The sequence below is a fragment of the Pseudomonas sp. RHF3.3-3 genome (genome assembly GCF_048069595.1).
GTDB classification, from domain to species: Bacteria; Pseudomonadota; Gammaproteobacteria; order Pseudomonadales; family Pseudomonadaceae; genus Aquipseudomonas; species Aquipseudomonas fuscovaginae_B.
This window is the reverse complement of sequence record NZ_CP182250.1, coordinates 3,432,830-3,450,502: the sequence shown is the minus strand read 5'-3', so window position 1 is coordinate 3,450,502 and position 17,673 is coordinate 3,432,830. Positions and strand designations below refer to the sequence as shown.

General features: G+C 63.2%; 14 protein-coding genes, 1 pseudogene and 1 riboswitch. Of the genes and pseudogenes, 11 read left to right on the top strand and 4 right to left on the bottom strand.

Annotated features, from left to right (window positions below; translation table 11 throughout):
- Nucleotides 1–26: 26 nt before the first annotated feature.
- Nucleotides 27–2,187 (bottom strand): annotated as a pseudogene (locus ACMGT0_RS15685) (CHASE3 domain-containing protein); the annotation flags it as partial.
- A 252-nt stretch (nt 2,188–2,439) separates the two neighbouring features.
- Between ACMGT0_RS15685 and ACMGT0_RS15680 the strand changes: the two are divergent.
- From ACMGT0_RS15680 to ACMGT0_RS15655, 6 genes are all read left to right on the top strand, one after another.
- Nucleotides 2,440–2,796 carry a response regulator gene (locus tag ACMGT0_RS15680; RefSeq protein WP_416773363.1) on the top strand — a complete coding sequence of 119 codons (357 nt, stop codon included), beginning with the start codon at nt 2,440–2,442 and terminating at the stop codon, nt 2,794–2,796.
- Nucleotides 2,797–2,928: 132 nt separating this feature from the next.
- A riboswitch (cobalamin riboswitch) is annotated at nt 2,929–3,153 on the top strand.
- A 96-nt stretch (nt 3,154–3,249) separates the two neighbouring features.
- Nucleotides 3,250–3,435, top strand: coding sequence for a CbtB domain-containing protein (locus ACMGT0_RS15675; RefSeq protein ID WP_054058157.1), 186 nt, complete (start codon nt 3,250–3,252; stop codon nt 3,433–3,435).
- Nucleotides 3,436–3,458: 23 nt separating this feature from the next.
- A complete protein-coding gene (locus ACMGT0_RS15670) occupies nt 3,459–4,169 on the top strand; it encodes a CbtA family protein (protein ID WP_054062237.1) in 711 nt (236 codons plus the stop codon).
- Nucleotides 4,166–4,591 (top strand): cobalamin biosynthesis protein, encoded by a 426-nt coding sequence (locus ACMGT0_RS15665; RefSeq protein WP_054058159.1) that lies wholly within the window; start codon nt 4,166–4,168, stop codon nt 4,589–4,591. The genes ACMGT0_RS15670 and ACMGT0_RS15665 overlap by 4 nt, the downstream gene beginning before the upstream one ends.
- Nucleotides 4,592–4,757: 166 nt before the next feature.
- Nucleotides 4,758–5,504: a precorrin-4 C(11)-methyltransferase gene (gene cobM, locus ACMGT0_RS15660; protein WP_416773360.1), complete on the top strand. Its 747-nt coding sequence runs from the start codon at nt 4,758–4,760 to the stop codon at nt 5,502–5,504.
- Between the two features lie 19 nt (nt 5,505–5,523).
- Nucleotides 5,524–5,943 (top strand): NUDIX hydrolase, encoded by a 420-nt coding sequence (locus ACMGT0_RS15655; RefSeq protein WP_054062238.1) that lies wholly within the window; start codon nt 5,524–5,526, stop codon nt 5,941–5,943.
- Nucleotides 5,944–6,079: 136 nt separating this feature from the next.
- Here ACMGT0_RS15655 and nfuA read toward each other — a convergent pair whose 3' ends face one another.
- Together nfuA and ACMGT0_RS15645 are read right to left on the bottom strand one after the other, a co-directional pair.
- Nucleotides 6,080–6,664 carry a Fe-S biogenesis protein NfuA gene (gene nfuA, locus ACMGT0_RS15650; RefSeq protein WP_054058162.1) on the bottom strand — a complete coding sequence of 195 codons (585 nt, stop codon included), beginning with the start codon at nt 6,662–6,664 and terminating at the stop codon, nt 6,080–6,082.
- Nucleotides 6,665–6,721: 57 nt separating this feature from the next.
- Nucleotides 6,722–7,600 carry an EamA family transporter gene (locus ACMGT0_RS15645; protein WP_416773357.1) on the bottom strand — a complete coding sequence of 293 codons (879 nt, stop codon included), beginning with the start codon at nt 7,598–7,600 and terminating at the stop codon, nt 6,722–6,724.
- Between the two features lie 121 nt (nt 7,601–7,721).
- On the opposite strand from ACMGT0_RS15645, the gene ACMGT0_RS15640 reads away from it, so the two are divergent.
- Nucleotides 7,722–8,504 carry an AraC family transcriptional regulator gene (locus tag ACMGT0_RS15640; RefSeq protein WP_054058164.1) on the top strand — a complete coding sequence of 261 codons (783 nt, stop codon included), beginning with the start codon at nt 7,722–7,724 and terminating at the stop codon, nt 8,502–8,504.
- Here ACMGT0_RS15640 and ACMGT0_RS15635 read toward each other — a convergent pair.
- Complete coding sequence (locus ACMGT0_RS15635; RefSeq protein WP_054058165.1) at nt 8,489–10,780, bottom strand: fatty acid cis/trans isomerase; 2,292 nt, start codon at nt 10,778–10,780, stop codon at nt 8,489–8,491. The genes ACMGT0_RS15640 and ACMGT0_RS15635 overlap by 16 nt on opposite strands.
- A 155-nt stretch (nt 10,781–10,935) precedes the next feature.
- Here ACMGT0_RS15635 and metH point away from each other — a divergent pair, with 155 nt between their 5' ends.
- From metH to ACMGT0_RS15615, 4 genes are all read left to right on the top strand, one after another.
- Nucleotides 10,936–14,646 carry a methionine synthase gene (gene metH, locus ACMGT0_RS15630; RefSeq protein WP_416773354.1) on the top strand — a complete coding sequence of 1,237 codons (3,711 nt, stop codon included), beginning with the start codon at nt 10,936–10,938 and terminating at the stop codon, nt 14,644–14,646.
- 131 nt (nt 14,647–14,777) lie between these two features.
- Complete coding sequence (locus tag ACMGT0_RS15625; RefSeq protein WP_273820755.1) at nt 14,778–14,996, top strand: DUF2970 domain-containing protein; 219 nt, start codon at nt 14,778–14,780, stop codon at nt 14,994–14,996.
- 538 nt (nt 14,997–15,534) lie between these two features.
- Entirely contained in the window at nt 15,535–17,193 is a 1,659-nt protein-coding gene (locus ACMGT0_RS15620; RefSeq protein ID WP_054058168.1) for a nitrite/sulfite reductase, read from the top strand.
- Nucleotides 17,177–17,671: a DUF934 domain-containing protein gene (locus tag ACMGT0_RS15615; protein ID WP_054058169.1), complete on the top strand. Its 495-nt coding sequence runs from the start codon at nt 17,177–17,179 to the stop codon at nt 17,669–17,671. Before ACMGT0_RS15620 ends, ACMGT0_RS15615 begins: the two co-directional genes overlap by 17 nt.
- Nucleotides 17,672–17,673 lie beyond the last annotated feature (2 nt).

Below are 17,673 nucleotides of genomic sequence, written 5' to 3'. Positions count from 1 at the left end.
CTGGGTGACCTCGTTGGTGGCCATGGTGTACTCGCGCGGCAGCGCCAAGGTGAACACACTGCCCCGACCCGGCTCACTGGCCACACTGATCGAACCGCCCAGCAGCGCCGCCAGGTCGCGGGAGATGGACAGGCCCAGGCCGGTACCGCCGTAGCGCCGGTTGGTGGTGCCATCGGCCTGGTGGAAGGCCTCGAAGATGCTTTCCTGCTGCTCGGCGGCAATGCCGATACCGGTGTCGCGCACACTGAAGACAATGCCGACACCGGGCCGGCTGGAAACGGTCAGGTTGACATGGCCCTGCTCGGTGAACTTCAGCGCGTTCGACAGCAGGTTCTTGAGCACCTGCTCCAGGCGCTGGCGATCGGTGAACAGCATCTCGGGCGCGCCCTCCTCGATCACCACGCTGAATCCCAGGCCCTTGTCGTTCGCCAGCGGCAGGAACAGGTTGTCCAGGCCTTCAACGAGCCGTGCCACGCTGGTGTTCTCGGGGCGCACCTCAAGCTTGCCCGCCTCGACCTTGGCGATATCGAGAATGTCGTTGATCAGGTTGAGCAGATCGTTGCCGGCGGAATAGATCGACTCGGCGAACTTGACCTGCTCGTCGGTGAGGTTTTCTTGGGGGTTCTCCGCCAGCAGCTTGGCCAGGATCAGCGAACTGTTGAGCGGCGTGCGCAGCTCGTGGGACATGTTGGCGAGGAACTCGGACTTGTACCGGCTCGAACGCTGCAGTTGATCGGCCCGTTCTTCCAGCTCGACCTGTGCCTGGTTCAGCTCGCTGTTCTTGCGGTCCAGTGCGTCGCGCTGTTCGGCCAGGGCAGTGGCCTGCTCGGCCAACTGCTCGTTGCTCTGCTCCAGCTCGGTCTGCTGGGTCTCCAGGTGCACCTGGGACTCCTTGAGTACCCGGGATTGCTCCTCCAGTTCCTCGTTGGCGGTCTTGAGCTCCTCCTGCTGCACCTGCAACTCTTCGTTGAGTTGCTGGGTCTCGGCCAGTACCTCCTGCAGGCGCTGGCGATAGCGGGCGGCCTCGACGGAAGTGCCGATACTGCCGGCAATCAGCTCCAGCAATTCGATGTCGCGCTCGACGAGCTCACGCAGGAAGCCCAGTTCGATCACGCCGTTGACTCGCCCATCGTCGCGGGTCGGCACCACCACCACGTGGCGTGGCAACCCCTCGCCGAGACCGGAACTGACCTTGAAGTAGTCCTGCGGAAGTCCGTCGAGACGAATCAGGCGGTCCTCGGTGGCGGCCTGGCCGACAATACCTTCATCGGTGAAGACCTCGACCCGCTGCTGCTCCTGCTCGCGAGACAGACCATAGGTGGCGATGCGCCGGAAACCACCATGCTCCTCACGGACATACAGGACACCCACGGCACTGCCCAGGTACTGGGCGCAGAACTGCAGAATATTGCGCCCCAGGGGGCTCAGCCCGAGCTGGCCGAGCATCTGCGAGGACAGTTCGTTCTGACCGCCACGCAGCCAGGCCTGCTTCTCAAGGCGCTCGGAACTCTTCAGTTGCGACTCGAGATTCTTCCCATAACTCGCTGAAAGATTTAGTAAATCCCTTCTACCAACGTAAGCCAGGAGCGCACTCAGGCCCAGCACGAAGACCAGATAGGCAGTGATGCTCCATAGGGTGGTACGCCGCACATCGTCATTGCGGGACAGGCGCAGTTGCTGCTCGGTGTCGATGGCATTGGCATACTCGCTGCGGATCTCGTCGGTCAGGCGCTTGCCACGCCCGGCCTTGATCGCTTCGCGATAGTCGCCCTTACTGCGCTGCAGATCGATCATCGATTGCGCGTATTCGGTCCAGGCCCCCTGCAGGGCCTCGATGCGCCTGAAACGATCGACCTGCTGCGGGTTGTCCGCCACCAACTGCTGCAAGCCGCGCAGTTCGGCAATGATCTTCGGCCTGGCGACTTCATAGGGGTCGAGGAAGTGCTCATCGCCGGTGATCAGAAAACCGCGCATGCCGGTTTCCAGGTCCACAGACAGCGTCATCACCTCATTGATGTTGTTGATCACCCGGTCCGTGTGCTGCACCCATTGGATCACCGAAAGCAGATAGCTGATCAGGGAAACGAAGAACACTGCGCTGAGCACACCCACCCCAAGCGGCAAGCTGATGTTGCGACTCAGGAGTTTGCGAAAACTGCTCTCATCAACCGAAGACGGTGAATTCATTTCGGGCCCCGGAGGAAGTCTTGAAAACCAAGGAGTTTGACGTAATTTTGTAAAAAAAGGATCCATTTTTCTCACAGCGTAGAAGGCATTTTCCTGCCTCGCACTGCCCAGCATCAATCAGACCCGCTATCCTACTCTCTTGTACAGCAAAATATTTTTGTACAAGAAATAGAACTTGTGGCAATTGGCCGCTTACCAATACAAAAGACAGGCACCTTCCTGCTCCGCTTTCACTTTTTTGGGAAACCCCTTATGTGCGCAGCCAGCTCCACCATCCTGGTCGTCGAAGACGACGCCATTGTCCGCATGCTGATTGTCGATGTGCTGGAGGAACTGGAGTTCAGGGTCCTGGAGGCCAGCGGCAGCGACGCGGCCCTGGAGTTTCTCAATGACACCACCACCCCCATCGACCTGCTGATGACCGATGTCGGCTTGCCCGACATGGACGGCCGAGACCTGGCGAGGACCGCGTGCCAGGTCCGCCCCGGACTCTCGGTGCTGTTTGCCAGCGGCTACGCCGACAGCCTCGAAGTACCCGCCGGCATGCAGGTGATCGGCAAGCCGTTTTCGATCGATCAGCTCAGAGATAAGATTAAAAGCATTATCTAACTAGTTGTTTTTATTGGGATTATTATTCTAGAAATAACTTTAGGTTCGGCTTTTTACCGCAGCCCTCCCCACCTTTTCTCGACCCGGTGGTCACCCTGCAGCTCAGTTGACGCACCGGTAGATGGCATGCTTTCCTACTCGCCTGTTCTGGGTGCCCTTCACAGGGTGAAACGGGAAACCGGTGCGTCGGCGGATGCTTCATCATGCCTGACAAGTCCGGTGCTGCCCCCGCAACGGTAAGCGAGAGAAGCGTCAGATCCACTGTGCCAGCCGGCATGGGAAGGTGATGCTGGAAGGTTCGAGCCAGGCTGGAACCCCTCGCGAGCCCGGAGACCGGCCCGGAAATATCGAATGACAAACCTGCGGTGGGCAGGCGCTGTTGAAACCTCCGGGCCCGGCCCGCCGAGGTTTTTCTGCGCGTGGCCGCCTGCTGAAGACCCAGAGGGAAGCGCCATGTCCGTCACCACCGCCAGCCATTCCGGCACCGTCACATCGACCCGCAGCCAACGTCTCGTCGCCGCCATCGGCGCCAGCGTCCTCGGCGTGCTGCTGGTTTATTTCGCCGGGTTCTCGCACATCGATGCGGTCCATAACGCCGCCCACGATACACGTCACAGCGCCGCCTTCCCTTGCCACTGAGCCGTGCCACCGAGAACCCTGCCATGATCAAGCGTATCGCCCAAACCGCCGGTTTCAGCGGACTGCTGGCCGCCCTGCTGCTGACCCTGCTGCAAAGCTTCTGGGTCGCCCCCCTGATTCTCGAAGCGGAAACCTACGAGAAGGCCCCGGCCAGCGAAGCCCATGAGCACACCGGCGCCGCCATGGCCGGGCATAGTCACGAAGGCCACGATGAAGCCGCGTGGGAGCCGGAAGATGGCTGGCAGCGCGTGCTCTCCACTACCGGCGGCAACCTGGTGGTCGCGGTCGGTTTCGCCCTGATGCTCGCCGGCCTGTATACCCTGCGTACGCCCAATCGCACCTCCCAGGGGCTGCTCTGGGGGCTGGCCGGCTACGCCACCTTCTGCCTGGCACCGACCCTCGGCCTGCCGCCGGAACTGCCCGGCACCGCCGCGGCGGACCTGCTGCAACGGCAGATCTGGTGGGCCAGCACCGCGGCCTCCACTGCCGTGGCCATCGCCCTGGTCGTGTTCGGCCGGCATTGGCTGCTCAAGCTGCTGGGCGTGGCCATTGTCGTGGTGCCCCACGTGATCGGCGCGCCGCAACCGGACGTGCATTCCAGCCTGGCACCAGAAGCGCTGGAGGCGCAGTTCAAGATCGCCTCGCAACTGACCAACGCGGTGTTCTGGCTGGCCTTGGGCCTGATCAGCGCCTGGCTGTTCCGTCGCAAGGCCGACACTCGGCACCGGGCATGACAAAGCCCCCCGCGCAGCCAGCCCTGGCGGCTGGCTTCGGTTGCCGGCAAGGCTGCGAGGCGTCGGTCCTGCGGCAACTGCTGGAAAGTGCCCTGCAGAGCTGTCGACTCGACCTCTCGGCAGTCACCGGACTGGCCAGTATCGATGGAAAACGCCATGAGCCGGGATTGCTGGAACTTGCTCGACAACTGCAACTGCCACTGCTGTTCTTCAGCGCCACGGCGCTGCAACCCTACGAGCCACATCTGAGCCATCGCTCCAGCCTGGCTTTCGCCCATACCGGCTGCCACGGCGTTGCCGAAAGTGCCGCCCTGGCCCTGGCCGAACAACAGGGACAGTCCCCGGCAAGCCTGCTGATTTCACGCCAGAAGCACCCGCAGGCGACCTTCGCACTGGCCTGGACCGGGCAAAACCCTGGATAATCCCCTCCTCCTGCATGAGCGTTGTTCATGTGAACCCAGGATTTACCCGCAAACCCACCCGGCGAGCTCCGCGTGCGTTCGACGCGAAACCAGCGACTGCCGTCAGGGCTTCGCGGATAAATCCGGTGCCCATGGAACCTTGCGCGCAGCCCGTTCAGAGAAGTTTATGACCGTCTATTTCATCGGTGCCGGCCCCGGCGATCCGGAACTCATTACCGTCAAGGGCCAGCGCCTGATCCGCAGTTGCGCGGTGATCATCTATGCCGGCTCACTGGTACCTGCGGCCGTGCTGGAGGGCCATGGCGCCAGCCAGGTGATCAACAGCGCCGAACTGCACCTGGAACAGATCATCGAGTTGATCAGGGCGGCCGATGCCCGCGGCCAGGATGTGGCCCGGGTGCATTCCGGCGACCCCTCGCTGTACGGCGCCATAGGCGAGCAGATTCGCCACCTGCGCGAGCTGGGCATCGCCCACGAAATCGTCCCCGGGGTCACTGCCACCGCTGCCTGCGCGGCCCTGCTCGGTGCCGAGCTGACACTGCCGGATATCTCCCAGAGCGTGATCCTGACTCGTTACGCCGACAAGACCGCGATGCCCGCAGGCGAGGAGCTGGGCGACCTGGCCCGGCACAAGGCGACCATGGCGATTCACCTGGGGGTCAACCATCTGGCGAAGATCGTCGCCGAGCTGCTGCCTCATTACGGCGCGGACTGCCCGGTTGCGGTGATTCACCGCGCCACCTGGCCCGACCAGGACTGGGTACAGGGCACATTGGCGGACATCCAGGCCAAGGTCGAGGCCAAGGGATTTCGGCGCACGGCGCTGATCCTGGTGGGACGGGTACTGGGCAGCGACCATTTCAGCGAATCATCCCTGTATCGGGCCGGTCATGCCCACTTGTATCGACCCTGAACAGGCGGAGAAAAGAACGATGCCCGAACCGACGTTTTCCGGAGCCAAGCTGGCACTGCTCTGCGGCGATCAGTTGTTGACCTACCTGCGCGACATGAAGGACGGCATCCCCTATCCTGGCCACTGGGACTTTGCCGGCGGTGGCCGCGAAGGCGAGGAAACCCCGAGCGAATGCGCGCTGAGGGAACTGGACGAGGAGTTCTCCCTGCGGATCGGCGCCGAACGCATCGAGTGGGCGCGACGCTACCCCAGCGTCACCCAGCCAGGCAGCCACTCATGGTTTCTGGTGGGGCAACTGGTCCCGGCGGAGATCGAGGCGATCCATTTTGGCGATGAGGGACAGTACTGGCGGATGATGCCGATTGCCGAGTACCTGGAGCATCCGCTGGGGGTGCCGTATCTGCAGGAGCGGTTGCGCGACTACCTGCGGGGGCGCTAGCGAGCTTCAGGACGTATTCGCGGGCAAGCCCGCGAATGGGCCGACACAGGCACCACAAATCCTGCCCCCAATAAAAAACGGTGCTCACAGGCACCGTTTCTTGCGACTCAAGGCAGCGAACGCCCTGCTACCGGACTCAGTAGTAGGCGTTTTCTTTCTGCGTATGGTCGGTCACATCACGCACACCCTTGAGCTCGGGCACGCGTTCGAGCAAGGTGCGCTCGATCCCTTCCTTCAGGGTCACGTCCGCCTGGCCGCAGCCCTGGCAACCGCCACCGAACTGCAGCACGGCGATGCCGTCGTCGACCACGTCGATCAGGCTGACCTGGCCGCCGTGGCTGGCCAGCCCCGGGTTGATCTCGGTTTGCAGGTAGTAGTTGATGCGCTCGTTGATCGGGCTGTCGGCATTGACCATCGGCACCTTGGCGTTCGGCGCCTTGATGGTCAGCTGGCCGCCCATGCGGTCGGTGGCGTAGTCGACCACCGCGTCATCGAGGAACGCCTCGCTGAACGAATCGATCCAGGCGGTGAAGCTTTTCAGGCCCAGCGCGGTGTCTTCCGGTTTTTCCTCGCCCGGCTTGCAGTAGGCAATGCAGGTCTCTGCGTACTGGGTGCCCGGCTGGGTAATGAAGATGCGGATGCCGATCCCTGGAGTGTTCTGCTTCGACAGCAGGTCCGCCAGATAATCGTGGGCGGCATCGGTAATGGTTATGGCGCTCATGGAATCTCCTCACAGATTGCTGTCAGTCTACGCCAAATCGCGCCACTCGACAAAGTCCTAGTATTTTTGTCGGAAAAGCATCGAGACCCCATTCGTCGAGCCGACCAGCAGCGCCGAGAAAATCAGTGCGCTCGCCAGCCAACCCGCCGGACTTGGCCAGATCCCCAGCAGCAGGATCGAGCCGAGAATGCCAAAGACCGGAATCAGCAATGACAGCGGCGCCACCCGGGACAACGGGTACTCGCGCAACAGCAGGTTCCAGCCCCAGTAGCTCAGGTGCGTGGCACCATACACCTGAAACGCCAGCGAGCCCAGCAGGCCGGCGCCGATCTGCCCCGGTAGTTCGACGAAGGGAGTCACGCCGCCCCGGAGCCAGGCCAGCAGCAACAGTGGCAACGGTGCGAACAGGCTGGCCCAGAGGACAAAGGCAAACACCTCCCTGACCCGTGACAGCTTGATCAGCACGTTGCCCAGGCTCCAGGCCACGGCGCTCAATACCACCAGCAGCAGGCCGGCCCTGCTCGCCCCCACCGGGCTGCCGAACAGCACGCAGGCCAACCCCAGGGCCGCCAGCAACGCGCCGACGAGTTGGGACGCTTTCAGCGTCTCGCGAAACAGCAGCACGCCCCAGCCCAGGGTAAAGAAGGCGCTGGTCTGGATCAGCAACGAAGCCGTTCCCGGCGGCACTCCCAGGCTGATGCCGAAGTTGATCAGGCCCCACATGGCAACGCCGAAAATCATCCCGTAGGCGGCTATCCAGCCCATGGCCACCTGCGGACGGCGGATGAAAAACACCCCCGGCAGCGCCGCCAGGGTGAAACGCAACGCGGTCAGCAGCAAGGGATCGACTCGCGCCAGGCCGAGCTTGGTGACAGGGAAATTCAGGCCCCAGACCGCCGTGACCAGCACGGCGAGCAACAGGTGTTTTTTCTGCATGGCAAACCATCCGGATAATCAGTTCCGGGCTACTTTGCCCGCAGGTGCAATGGCCCGCTTGCAACTCAAGGCCAGATAAGGATAAAAATGGGCCAAAGATCAACCCCTGCCCCTTTATCCCATGCCCGACTTCTACCCGAGCAGCACCCAGAACGTCATCGTCACCCGTCATGACTACCGTGACGGCCAGCGATTCGACTCGCACCGCCACGAACGCGGCCAGTTCGCCTATGCCGCGTGTGGCGTGATCACCGTATTCACCGACGACGGTGACTGGGTGGTGCCGCCGGGACGCGCCGTCTGGGTGCCCGCGGACCTGCCGCACGCCATGTGCATGCGCGGCCCGGTGACCATGCTCAACGCCTATGTTCTGGCCGAAACCGGGCAACGCCTGGCACTGGCCGGGCAGTGCCAGGTCCTGGAGGTTTCCGAGCTGCTGCGCCAGTTGCTGGCACAGGCGGCCGAGGTTGGCAGCAACGGCAGCGGCAATGAGCGTGACAGCTACCTGCTGGGCCTGCTGCTCCACGAGATGGCCCGGATGCCCCGGCTGGCACTGAACGCGCCGCTGCCCCGGGAGCCTCGCCTGGCGCGGATCTGCCGCCGCCTGCTGGACCAGCCCTCACTGGAGGTCGCCATCGACGACATGGCCCGTGACGCCGGCATGAGCCGCCGCACCTTCACCCGCCTGTTCCGCCAGCATACCGGGGTCAGCTTTGTCGAATGGCGCCAGCAGGCCTGCCTGCTGGCGGCCGTGGTGCGCCTGGGCAACGGTGAAGCCGTGACCCGGGTCGCCCTGGAGCTGGGCTACAGCAGCCCTGGCGCCTTTGCCACGGTCTTTCGGCGGGCACTGGGGGCGTCCCCCAGTCGCTACTTTCAGCAGGACACGCCCTACAGGTTCTCGTAGCGGTTCATGTCCAGCACACCGGCATTCACCGGGTCGGTTTCCTTGAGGTACGTCGTCAGGTCGTGGAAATAGAACCAGAACTGCGGGTGGCTGCGACGAATGCCCCAGCGCTGGACGATCTGCTCGAACGCCGCCGCATCCCGGGCCTGCTCCATGGCATCGACGAACGCGGTCACCTGCTCGGCCGGCACGTTGAACATGAAGTTCGGATAGCTGCTCAATACGCCGGGGTAGATGGTCACGGTATCCAGGCCCGGCTGGTAGCGGTAGGCCTCGCCGAGCATGAATGCGACGTTACTGTGGGCCCGGTTGCGCAGCAGGCTGTAGACCTCGCGTTTGCCGCCACGGGTCTCGACGCGCAGCATCGTCGCCTCCGGCAGTTGGTCGATCACCTTGAGCCCGGCCGCCGGGCGCGAAGCCAGCCGGCTCAGGGACTGTTCGGCCTCCTGCAGCGCCGGGTCGATATTGGGCCGCGAGCAGTAGGCGCCGTCACAACGGTTGATCGGGTCCGGGTGGACGTTGAGATCGCCGTAGCGCGCCAGCAACTGCCTGGCAAAGTCGAGTTTCGGGTCCTTGCCATGGAGCTTCAGCGCGCTCGGCTTGCTGTCGTCGATACGCTCGTAATCCAGCCACATCTTGATCTTGCCGCTGTTCTGGTACCAGTCGTCGAGATAGCCATCGCGCGAATCCGCCGGCATCAGACGCAGGAAGTTCTGCTCGGCGCCGTTGCGGATCAGGTCGAAGTACAGCCGGGTCTGGGCCTGGTGCGAAACGTTGCCGAACACGTCGAAGTTCACCGCCAACTGATAGTAGGTGCGTTCCAGCAGCGGGTAGTCGAACAGCCACAGGGTCTGCGGGACTTCGCCGATCAGCCCCTTGCTGACCGTGGCGCTGTCGAAATGCCGGAAAATGCTCAGCAAGGCGTTGTCATTGCCGGCCCACAGGCTCGACCAACTCGGTGCCGGCACGGCGGCATAGGCTTCGGTGCGCAGCGACTCGTATTCGTTGCGCTTGTCCCGGTAGGCCAGCCACAGGCTCAGCACGCTGCCGACATCGTCGTTCTGCCCGGGCATCGCCAGCAGCGGCGTGGCCTTGCCCCGATAGCTCGGGTCGGTGATGTACAGATCATGCTCCGGCGCCTGGAAGAGCGCCCAGAAGTTGTCACGGATCACGTCGGTTGCAATCTGCCCGCGGCAGACCGGCCCGCGGATGAAGGTGTCGACGAAATACTCGGCATTGTCGAGCATGAACTGGTAGCGCGCCGCGGCCGGGATCGCCTCGAAGGTCTCGAACGGATTGGCCCGGCGCTGCGGGCCATAGCCCGGCAAGGCGCTGACCTGCCAGTTGCCGCTGTAGAACAGGGTCTTGATCCGCGCCATCTTCGCCGCGTTGAGGGCATAGGTGATGTGGGTCTTGTGGACGATCGCCCCCTGCACCGGCCACAGGCGGTAGTAGACCTGGGTGCCGGGATCGTCATTGGGGCGCCGGGTGTTGATCAGGTCGATCGGCTGGCCGCTGGGCGTACGCGAACGCACCCACTGGTAGAAGTGCCCGGATTCGCCGCCATCGAAATAGATGTGGGCCAGGAACCAGTGCTCGTACAGCCAGCGCGCCACCAGGCTTTCCCGGGCGCCCGGGGCGTTGAGCAGGTTTTCCCACTGGCTGATCTGCTGCGCCTCGCGGGCCGTCGGCGCCAGCGGCTGGGCATCCATCGGCGCACCGAGCGCCAGCCAGGCGCGCAGGGTCTGGTACTGGCGGTCGGTCAGGCCGGTCACCGCCAGCGGCATGCCTTCCCGGGGGTGGGCACTGGCATAACCGTCGAACTCCTCGGGCAACGGGCACAGGTTCTGCCGGTTCAGGCCCAGCACGATGTCGTCCGGCAATTTGGCATTGGGCTGCAACGGCGTGCGGTGCCCCAGTTCCAGCATGCGCGCCATCAGCGCCGCCTGGCTGCCCTGGGCATCGAGCACCGAATAGAACTTCTTCTGACGCCACTGCAACGGGGTCTGCGCATCGATATACAGACGTGTCGGCTTGAGCGCCTTGCTGCGGTCGCCATCATAGACCGGCAGCTTCGACGCCCCCCGCGCCGCCCCCTCGGCGCTGCCCAGGTTGAGCTGGCAGGCGGAGTCGTAGCAGGCGTGGCAGGCCACGCACTTCTCGGTGAAGATCGGTTGTATATCACGGGTGTAGGAAATCGCAGGGGCCGGGCTTTGCGCCTGAGTGACACTGCTGAACAGCAGCAGTAAGAAAACACTGACAAAGCGATGCGACATATCCCTGGTCCTGGAAGTAAAAAAACGCGCTGATTCTACCCTGTCGCCAAGGTTTCAACATGAGCGATTTTCATGGAAAAGCCCGACATGCTCTCAAACCGTACAGCTTTGCTATCATCGCGGCTCTTTTTGTATCCGTCTTTCCAGGTAGTCCCATGTCCGACCGCAGCGCTCGCCTCAACGCTCTCCAGCAGGCCCTCAAAGAACGCATCCTGATTCTTGATGGCGGCATGGGCACCATGATCCAGAGCTACAAGCTCGAGGAGCAGGACTATCGCGGCAAGCGCTTCGCCGACTGGCCGAGCGACGTCAAGGGCAACAACGACCTGCTGGTCATCACCCGTCCGGATGTGATCGGTTCGATCGAGAAAGCCTACCTGGATGCCGGTGCCGACATCCTGGAGACCAACACCTTCAACGCCACCCGCGTCTCCCAGGCCGACTACGGCATGGAAGAGCTGGTCTACGAACTGAACGTTGAAGGTGCGCGCCTGGCCCGCCAGGTGGCCGACGCGAAAACCCTGGAAACCCCGGACCGGCCACGCTTCGTCGCCGGCGTCCTCGGCCCGACCAGCCGTACCTGCTCGCTGTCGCCGGACGTGAACAACCCCGGCTACCGCAACGTCACCTTCGACGAACTGGTGGAGAACTACACCGAGGCCACCCGTGGCCTGATCGAAGGCGGCTCGGACCTGATCCTGATCGAGACCATCTTCGACACCCTCAACGCCAAGGCGGCGATCTTCGCCGTCCAGGGTGTCTTCGAGGAACTGGGCTTCGAACTGCCGATCATGATCTCCGGGACCATCACCGATGCCTCCGGCCGTACCCTGTCGGGCCAGACCACCGAAGCATTCTGGAACTCCGTGGCCCACGCCAAGCCGATCTCCGTCGGCCTGAACTGCGCCCTCGGCGCCAGCGAGCTGCGCCCTTACCTGGAAGAGCTGTCGGACAAGGCCAGCACCCACGTCTCCGCCCACCCCAACGCCGGCCTGCCGAACGAATTCGGCGAGTACGACGAGTTGCCCGAGGCAATGGCCAAGGTGGTCGAGGAATTCGCCCAGAGCGGCTTCCTGAACATCGTCGGCGGCTGCTGCGGCACCACTCCGGCGCATATCGCGGCGATCGCCCAGGCGGTCTCGGCGTATGCGCCGCGAGTGATCCCGGACATTCCCAAGGCCTGTCGCCTGTCCGGCCTGGAGCCGTTCACCATCGATCGTCAGTCGTTGTTCGTCAACGTCGGCGAGCGGACCAACATCACCGGTTCCGCCAAGTTCGCCCGGCTGATCCGCGAGGAGAACTACACCGAAGCCCTCGAAGTCGCCCTGCAGCAGGTGGAAGCCGGCGCCCAGGTGATCGACATCAACATGGACGAGGGCATGCTCGACTCGAAGAAGGCGATGGTCACCTTCCTCAACCTGATCGCCAGCGAGCCGGATATCTCCCGCGTGCCGATCATGATCGACTCCTCCAAGTGGGAAGTGATCGAGGCCGGCCTCAAGTGCATCCAGGGCAAGGGCATCGTCAACTCCATCAGCATGAAGGAAGGCGTCGAGCAGTTCATTCATCACGCCAGGCTGTGCAAGCGCTACGGCGCCGCCGTGGTGGTGATGGCCTTCGACGAGGTCGGCCAGGCCGATACCGAGGCGCGCAAGAAGGAAATCTGCAAGCGCTCCTATGACATCCTGGTCAATGAAGTGGGCTTCCCGCCGGAAGACATCATCTTCGACCCGAACATCTTCGCCGTTGCCACCGGCATTGAGGAACACAACAACTACGCGGTCGACTTCATCAACGCCTGCGCCTACATCCGCGACGAGCTGCCCTATGCCCTGAGCAGCGGCGGCGTGTCCAACGTGTCGTTCTCGTTCCGCGGCAACAACCCGGTGCGCGAAGCGATTCACTCGGTGTTTTTGCTGTACGCGATCCGCGCCGGCCTGACCATGGGTATCGTCAACGCCGGCCAGCTGGAGATCTACGACCAGATCCCGCTGGAGTTGCGCAACGCGGTGGAGGACGTGATCCTCAACCGCACGCCGGAGGGCACCGACGCCCTGCTCGCCATCGCCGACCAGTACAAGGGCGACGGCGCCGCCAAGGAAGCCGAAACCGAGGAGTGGCGCGGCTGGGACGTCAACAAGCGCCTGGAGCACGCCCTGGTCAAGGGCATCACCACCCATATCGTCGAGGACACCGAGGAATCGCGCCTGTCCTTCGCCCGCCCGATCGAAGTCATCGAAGGCCCGCTGATGGCCGGCATGAACATCGTTGGCGACCTGTTCGGCGCCGGCAAGATGTTCCTGCCCCAGGTGGTCAAGTCCGCCCGGGTGATGAAGCAGGCGGTGGCGCACCTGATTCCGTTCATCGAACTGGAGAAAGGCGACAAGCCGGAAGCCAAGGGCAAGATCCTGATGGCCACGGTCAAGGGCGACGTGCACGACATCGGCAAGAACATCGTCGGCGTGGTGCTGGGCTGTAACGGCTACGACATCGTCGACCTCGGTGTGATGGTCCCGGCGGAGAAGATCCTGCAGGTGGCCCGCGAGGAAAAATGCGACATCATCGGCCTGTCCGGGCTGATCACCCCGTCGCTGGACGAAATGGTCCACGTGGCCCGGGAGATGCAGCGCCAGGACTTCCACCTGCCGCTGATGATCGGCGGCGCGACCACCTCCAAGGCGCACACCGCGGTGAAGATCGAACCGCGCTACAGCAACGACGCAGTGGTCTACGTGACCGACGCCTCGCGTGCCGTCGGCGTGGCCACCCAACTGCTGTCCAAGGAGCTCAAGGCCGGTTTCGTCCAGCGCACCCGCGAGGAATACATCGAGGTCCGCGAGCGTACCGCCAACCGCAGCGCCCGCACCGAACGCCTGAGCTACGCCGCCTCGATCGCGAAGAAGCCGCAGTTCGACTGGAGCGGGTACCAGCCGGTCAAACCGACCTTCACCGGCACCCGCGTACTGGACAATATCGACCTGCGCACCCTGGCCGAGTACATCGACTGGACGCCGTTCTTCATCTCCTGGGACCTGGCCGGCAAGTTCCCGCGCATCCTCGAGGATGAAGTGGTCGGCGAAGCCGCTACCGCGCTGTACAAGGATGCCCGGGAGATGCTCGACAAGCTGATCGACGAGAAGCTGATCAGCGCCCGTGCCGTGTTCGGCTTCTGGCCGGCCAACCAGGTACAGGACGACGACATCCAGCTGTACGGTGACGAGGGTCAGCCTCTGGCCAGGCTGCATCACCTGCGCCAGCAGACCATCAAGACCGACGGCAAGCCGAACTTCTCCCTGGCCGACTTCGTCGCACCACAGGGCAGCGGCCTCACCGACTACGTCGGCGGTTTCATCACCACTGCCGGCATCGGTGCCGAGGAAGTCGCCAAGGCCTACCAGGACAAGGGCGACGACTACAACTCGATCATGGTCAAGGCCCTCGCCGACCGCCTGGCCGAGGCCTGCGCCGAGTGGCTGCACGAAAAGGTGCGCAAGGAGCACTGGGGTTATGCCAAGGACGAACAGCTGGACAACGAGGCGCTGATCAAGGAGCAGTACAGCGGGATCCGCCCTGCCCCCGGCTATCCGGCCTGCCCGGATCACACCGAGAAGGCCACCCTGTTCAGCCTGCTGGACCCCGAGGCCAGCGAAGGCAAGGCCGGTCGCAGCGGCGTGTTCCTCACCGAGCACTACGCGATGTTCCCGGCGGCGGCGGTCAGCGGCTGGTACTTCGCCCATCCGCAGGCACAGTATTTCGCCGTGGGCAAGGTCGACAAGGACCAGATCGAAAGCTACACCGCGCGCAAGGGCCAGGACCTGGCCGTCAGCGAGCGCTGGCTGGCACCGAACCTGGGTTACGACAACTGACGCGATTCGCGGGCAAGCCCGGCTTCTGCAGTTACCTCCACGTTCGCGCGTGGGAAGGTCTCACCGCACGCCCGGCGACCACCGCGGAAATTGTCTATGCTCTCCACACACAGACCTGTGTGGAGGGCTTTATGGACGACCCTATCAATAACAAGCCACCGACCTTCTGGCAGATGCTGCACAGTGTGATGGCGGCGGCGTTCGGCGTGCAGAGCGGGAAAAACCGGGCGCGCGACTTCACCCACGGCAAGCCCAGCCATTTCGTGATCCTGGGCATCCTGTTCACCGCCGTGTTCGCCTTGACCCTGCTGGGTATCGTCAAGCTGGTGTTGCACTTCGCCGGCGTCTGATGCGCACGAGACTTCGCGGCTCCCCGCTCCTTCGGGGAACCGCGTGCTGCTGCATCCGACTACACCCCTTTCATTCCTGAGCCCCACAACGGACTGCACACAGACCCGGGAACGACCTTCAGTTCAGGCCAGGCCAAACGGCCCGATCACTGATGACTGACCCAGAACACCGCCGTGACCACCACCAGGATGATCAGGAACAGGATGGCCCAGGCATCGACCGCGCTGTCGCTTTTCCTTGTCTTGGTTGGATTGCTCATCGCATCGCCTCTTGTAGATTTTGTCGGTGATTGCTCGAAGACTCATCGACAGTTAAGACCACAATTGTCCCCACCACAACCAAGGGCTTTGCAGCTTCGCGGAGCATATCGATTTTGGTTATGTTCATATTCAAAAACATCATTTTTGCACATAACCGCAAACTGCTATCTTTCGCCGGCTCCCCCTGGGAGTGCGCGGCCGTGCGCGCGGAATTGTTCAGGTCTGGCGACGGTGTCTTGCCCTCGACAGACCTATAAAGCCTGAAAACAGGATCAATATGTACGTATACGACGAGTACGATCAGCGAATCATCGAGGACCGCGTCAAGCAGTTCCGTGATCAGACCCGACGCTATCTGGCGGGCGAACTGAGCGAAGAAGAGTTCCGCCCCCTGCGCCTGCAAAATGGCCTCTACATCCAGCGCTTCGCGCCGATGCTGCGGGTCGCCGTGCCCTACGGCCAACTGAGTTCGCGCCAGACGCGGATGATGGCCAAGATCGCCCGCGACTATGACAAGGGCTACGCCCACATCAGTACCCGGCAGAATATCCAGTTCAACTGGCCGGCGCTGGAAGACGTTCCGGATATCCTCGAGGAACTCGCCACCGTGCAGATGCACGCGATCCAGACCAGTGGCAACTGCCTGCGCAACGTCACCACCGACCAGTTCGCCGGCGTCGCCGCCGACGAGCTGATCGACCCGCGCCCCTGGTGCGAAATCGTCCGCCAGTGGACCACCTTCCACCCGGAATTCGCCTACCTGCCGCGCAAGTTCAAGATCGCCATCAACGGCTCGAGTTCCGACCGTGCGGCCATCGAAGTCCATGATATCGGCCTGGAAGCGGTGTACAACGCCGCCGGCGAGCTGGGCTTCCGGGTCCTGGTCGGCGGTGGCCTGGGCCGTACCCCGGTGGTCGGTGCCTTCATCAACGAGTTCCTGCCGTGGCAGGACCTGCTGAGCTACCTCGACGCCATCCTGCGTGTGTACAACCGCTATGGCCGTCGTGACAACAAGTACAAGGCGCGGATCAAGATCCTGGTCAAGGCCCTGACCCCGGAAGTCTTCGCCGAGAAGGTCGAGGCCGAGATGGTCCACCTGCGTGGCGGCCAGACCACCCTGACCGAAGCCGAAGTGCAGCGGATCGCCAAACACTTCGTCGGCCCCGACTACAAGGTGCTGCAAGACCAGGCTGCCGAACTGGCGGCACTGGACCAGCAGCACCCGGGCTTTGCCCGCTGGCGCGTGCGCAACACCCTCGCGCACAAGAAGCCGGGTTATGTCGCCGTGACCCTGTCGCTGAAGCCGACCGGCGTTGCCCCGGGCGATGTCACCGACAAGCAGTTCGACGCGATCTCCGATCTCGCCGACCGCTACAGCTTCGGCCAACTGCGCACCTCCCACGAGCAGAACATCATTCTCGCCGACGTCGAGCAGAGCAAGCTGTTCGAACTGTGGGGTGAACTGCGCGAATACGGTTTCGCCACGCCGAACATCGGCCTGCTGACCGATATCATCTGCTGCCCGGGCGGCGACTTCTGCTCCCTGGCGAACGCCAAGTCGATTCCGATCGCCGAGTCCATCCAGCGCCGTTTCGACGACCTGGACTACCTGTTCGACATCGGCGAACTGGACCTGAACATCTCCGGCTGCATGAACGCCTGCGGCCACCACCACGTCGGCCATATCGGCATTCTCGGGGTGGACAAGAAAGGTGAAGAGTTCTACCAGGTTTCCCTCGGCGGCAGCGCCAGCCGCGACGCCAGCCTGGGCAAGATCCTCGGCCCGTCCTTCGCCCAGGACGACATGCCCGACGTGATCTCGAAGCTGATCGACGTGTACGTGGAACAGCGTACCGAAGACGAGCGCTTCATCGACACCTACCAACGTATCGGCATCGACCTCTTCAAGGAACGCGTCTATGCAGCGAATCATTAAGAACAACCAGGTGGTCGACGAGACCTGGCACCTGCTGCCCAAGGACGCGACCCTCGACGGCATCACCAACTGCGACGACCTGATCGTCCCGCTGGCCCTGTGGCGCGACCACGGCCATGCCCTCAAGGCCCGCGACGGCGGCCTGGGCGTGTGGCTGGACGCCGACGAGGAAGCCGAGGAGATCGGCGACGACGTCAAGCACTTCCAGGTGATCGCCCTGAACTTCCCGGCCTTCACCGATGGGCGCAACTACTCCAACGCCCGCCTGCTGCGCGACCGCTACGGTTTCAAGGGTGAACTGCGGGCGATCGGCGACGTGCTGCGCGACCAGCTGTTCTACCTGCATCGCTGCGGGTTCGATGCCTTTGCCCTGCGTGCCGACAAGGACCCGTATGAAGCCCTGGAAAGCCTCAAGGACTTCTCGGTGACCTACCAGGCCGCCACCGACGAACCGCTGCCGCTGTTCCGTCGTCGCTGAAA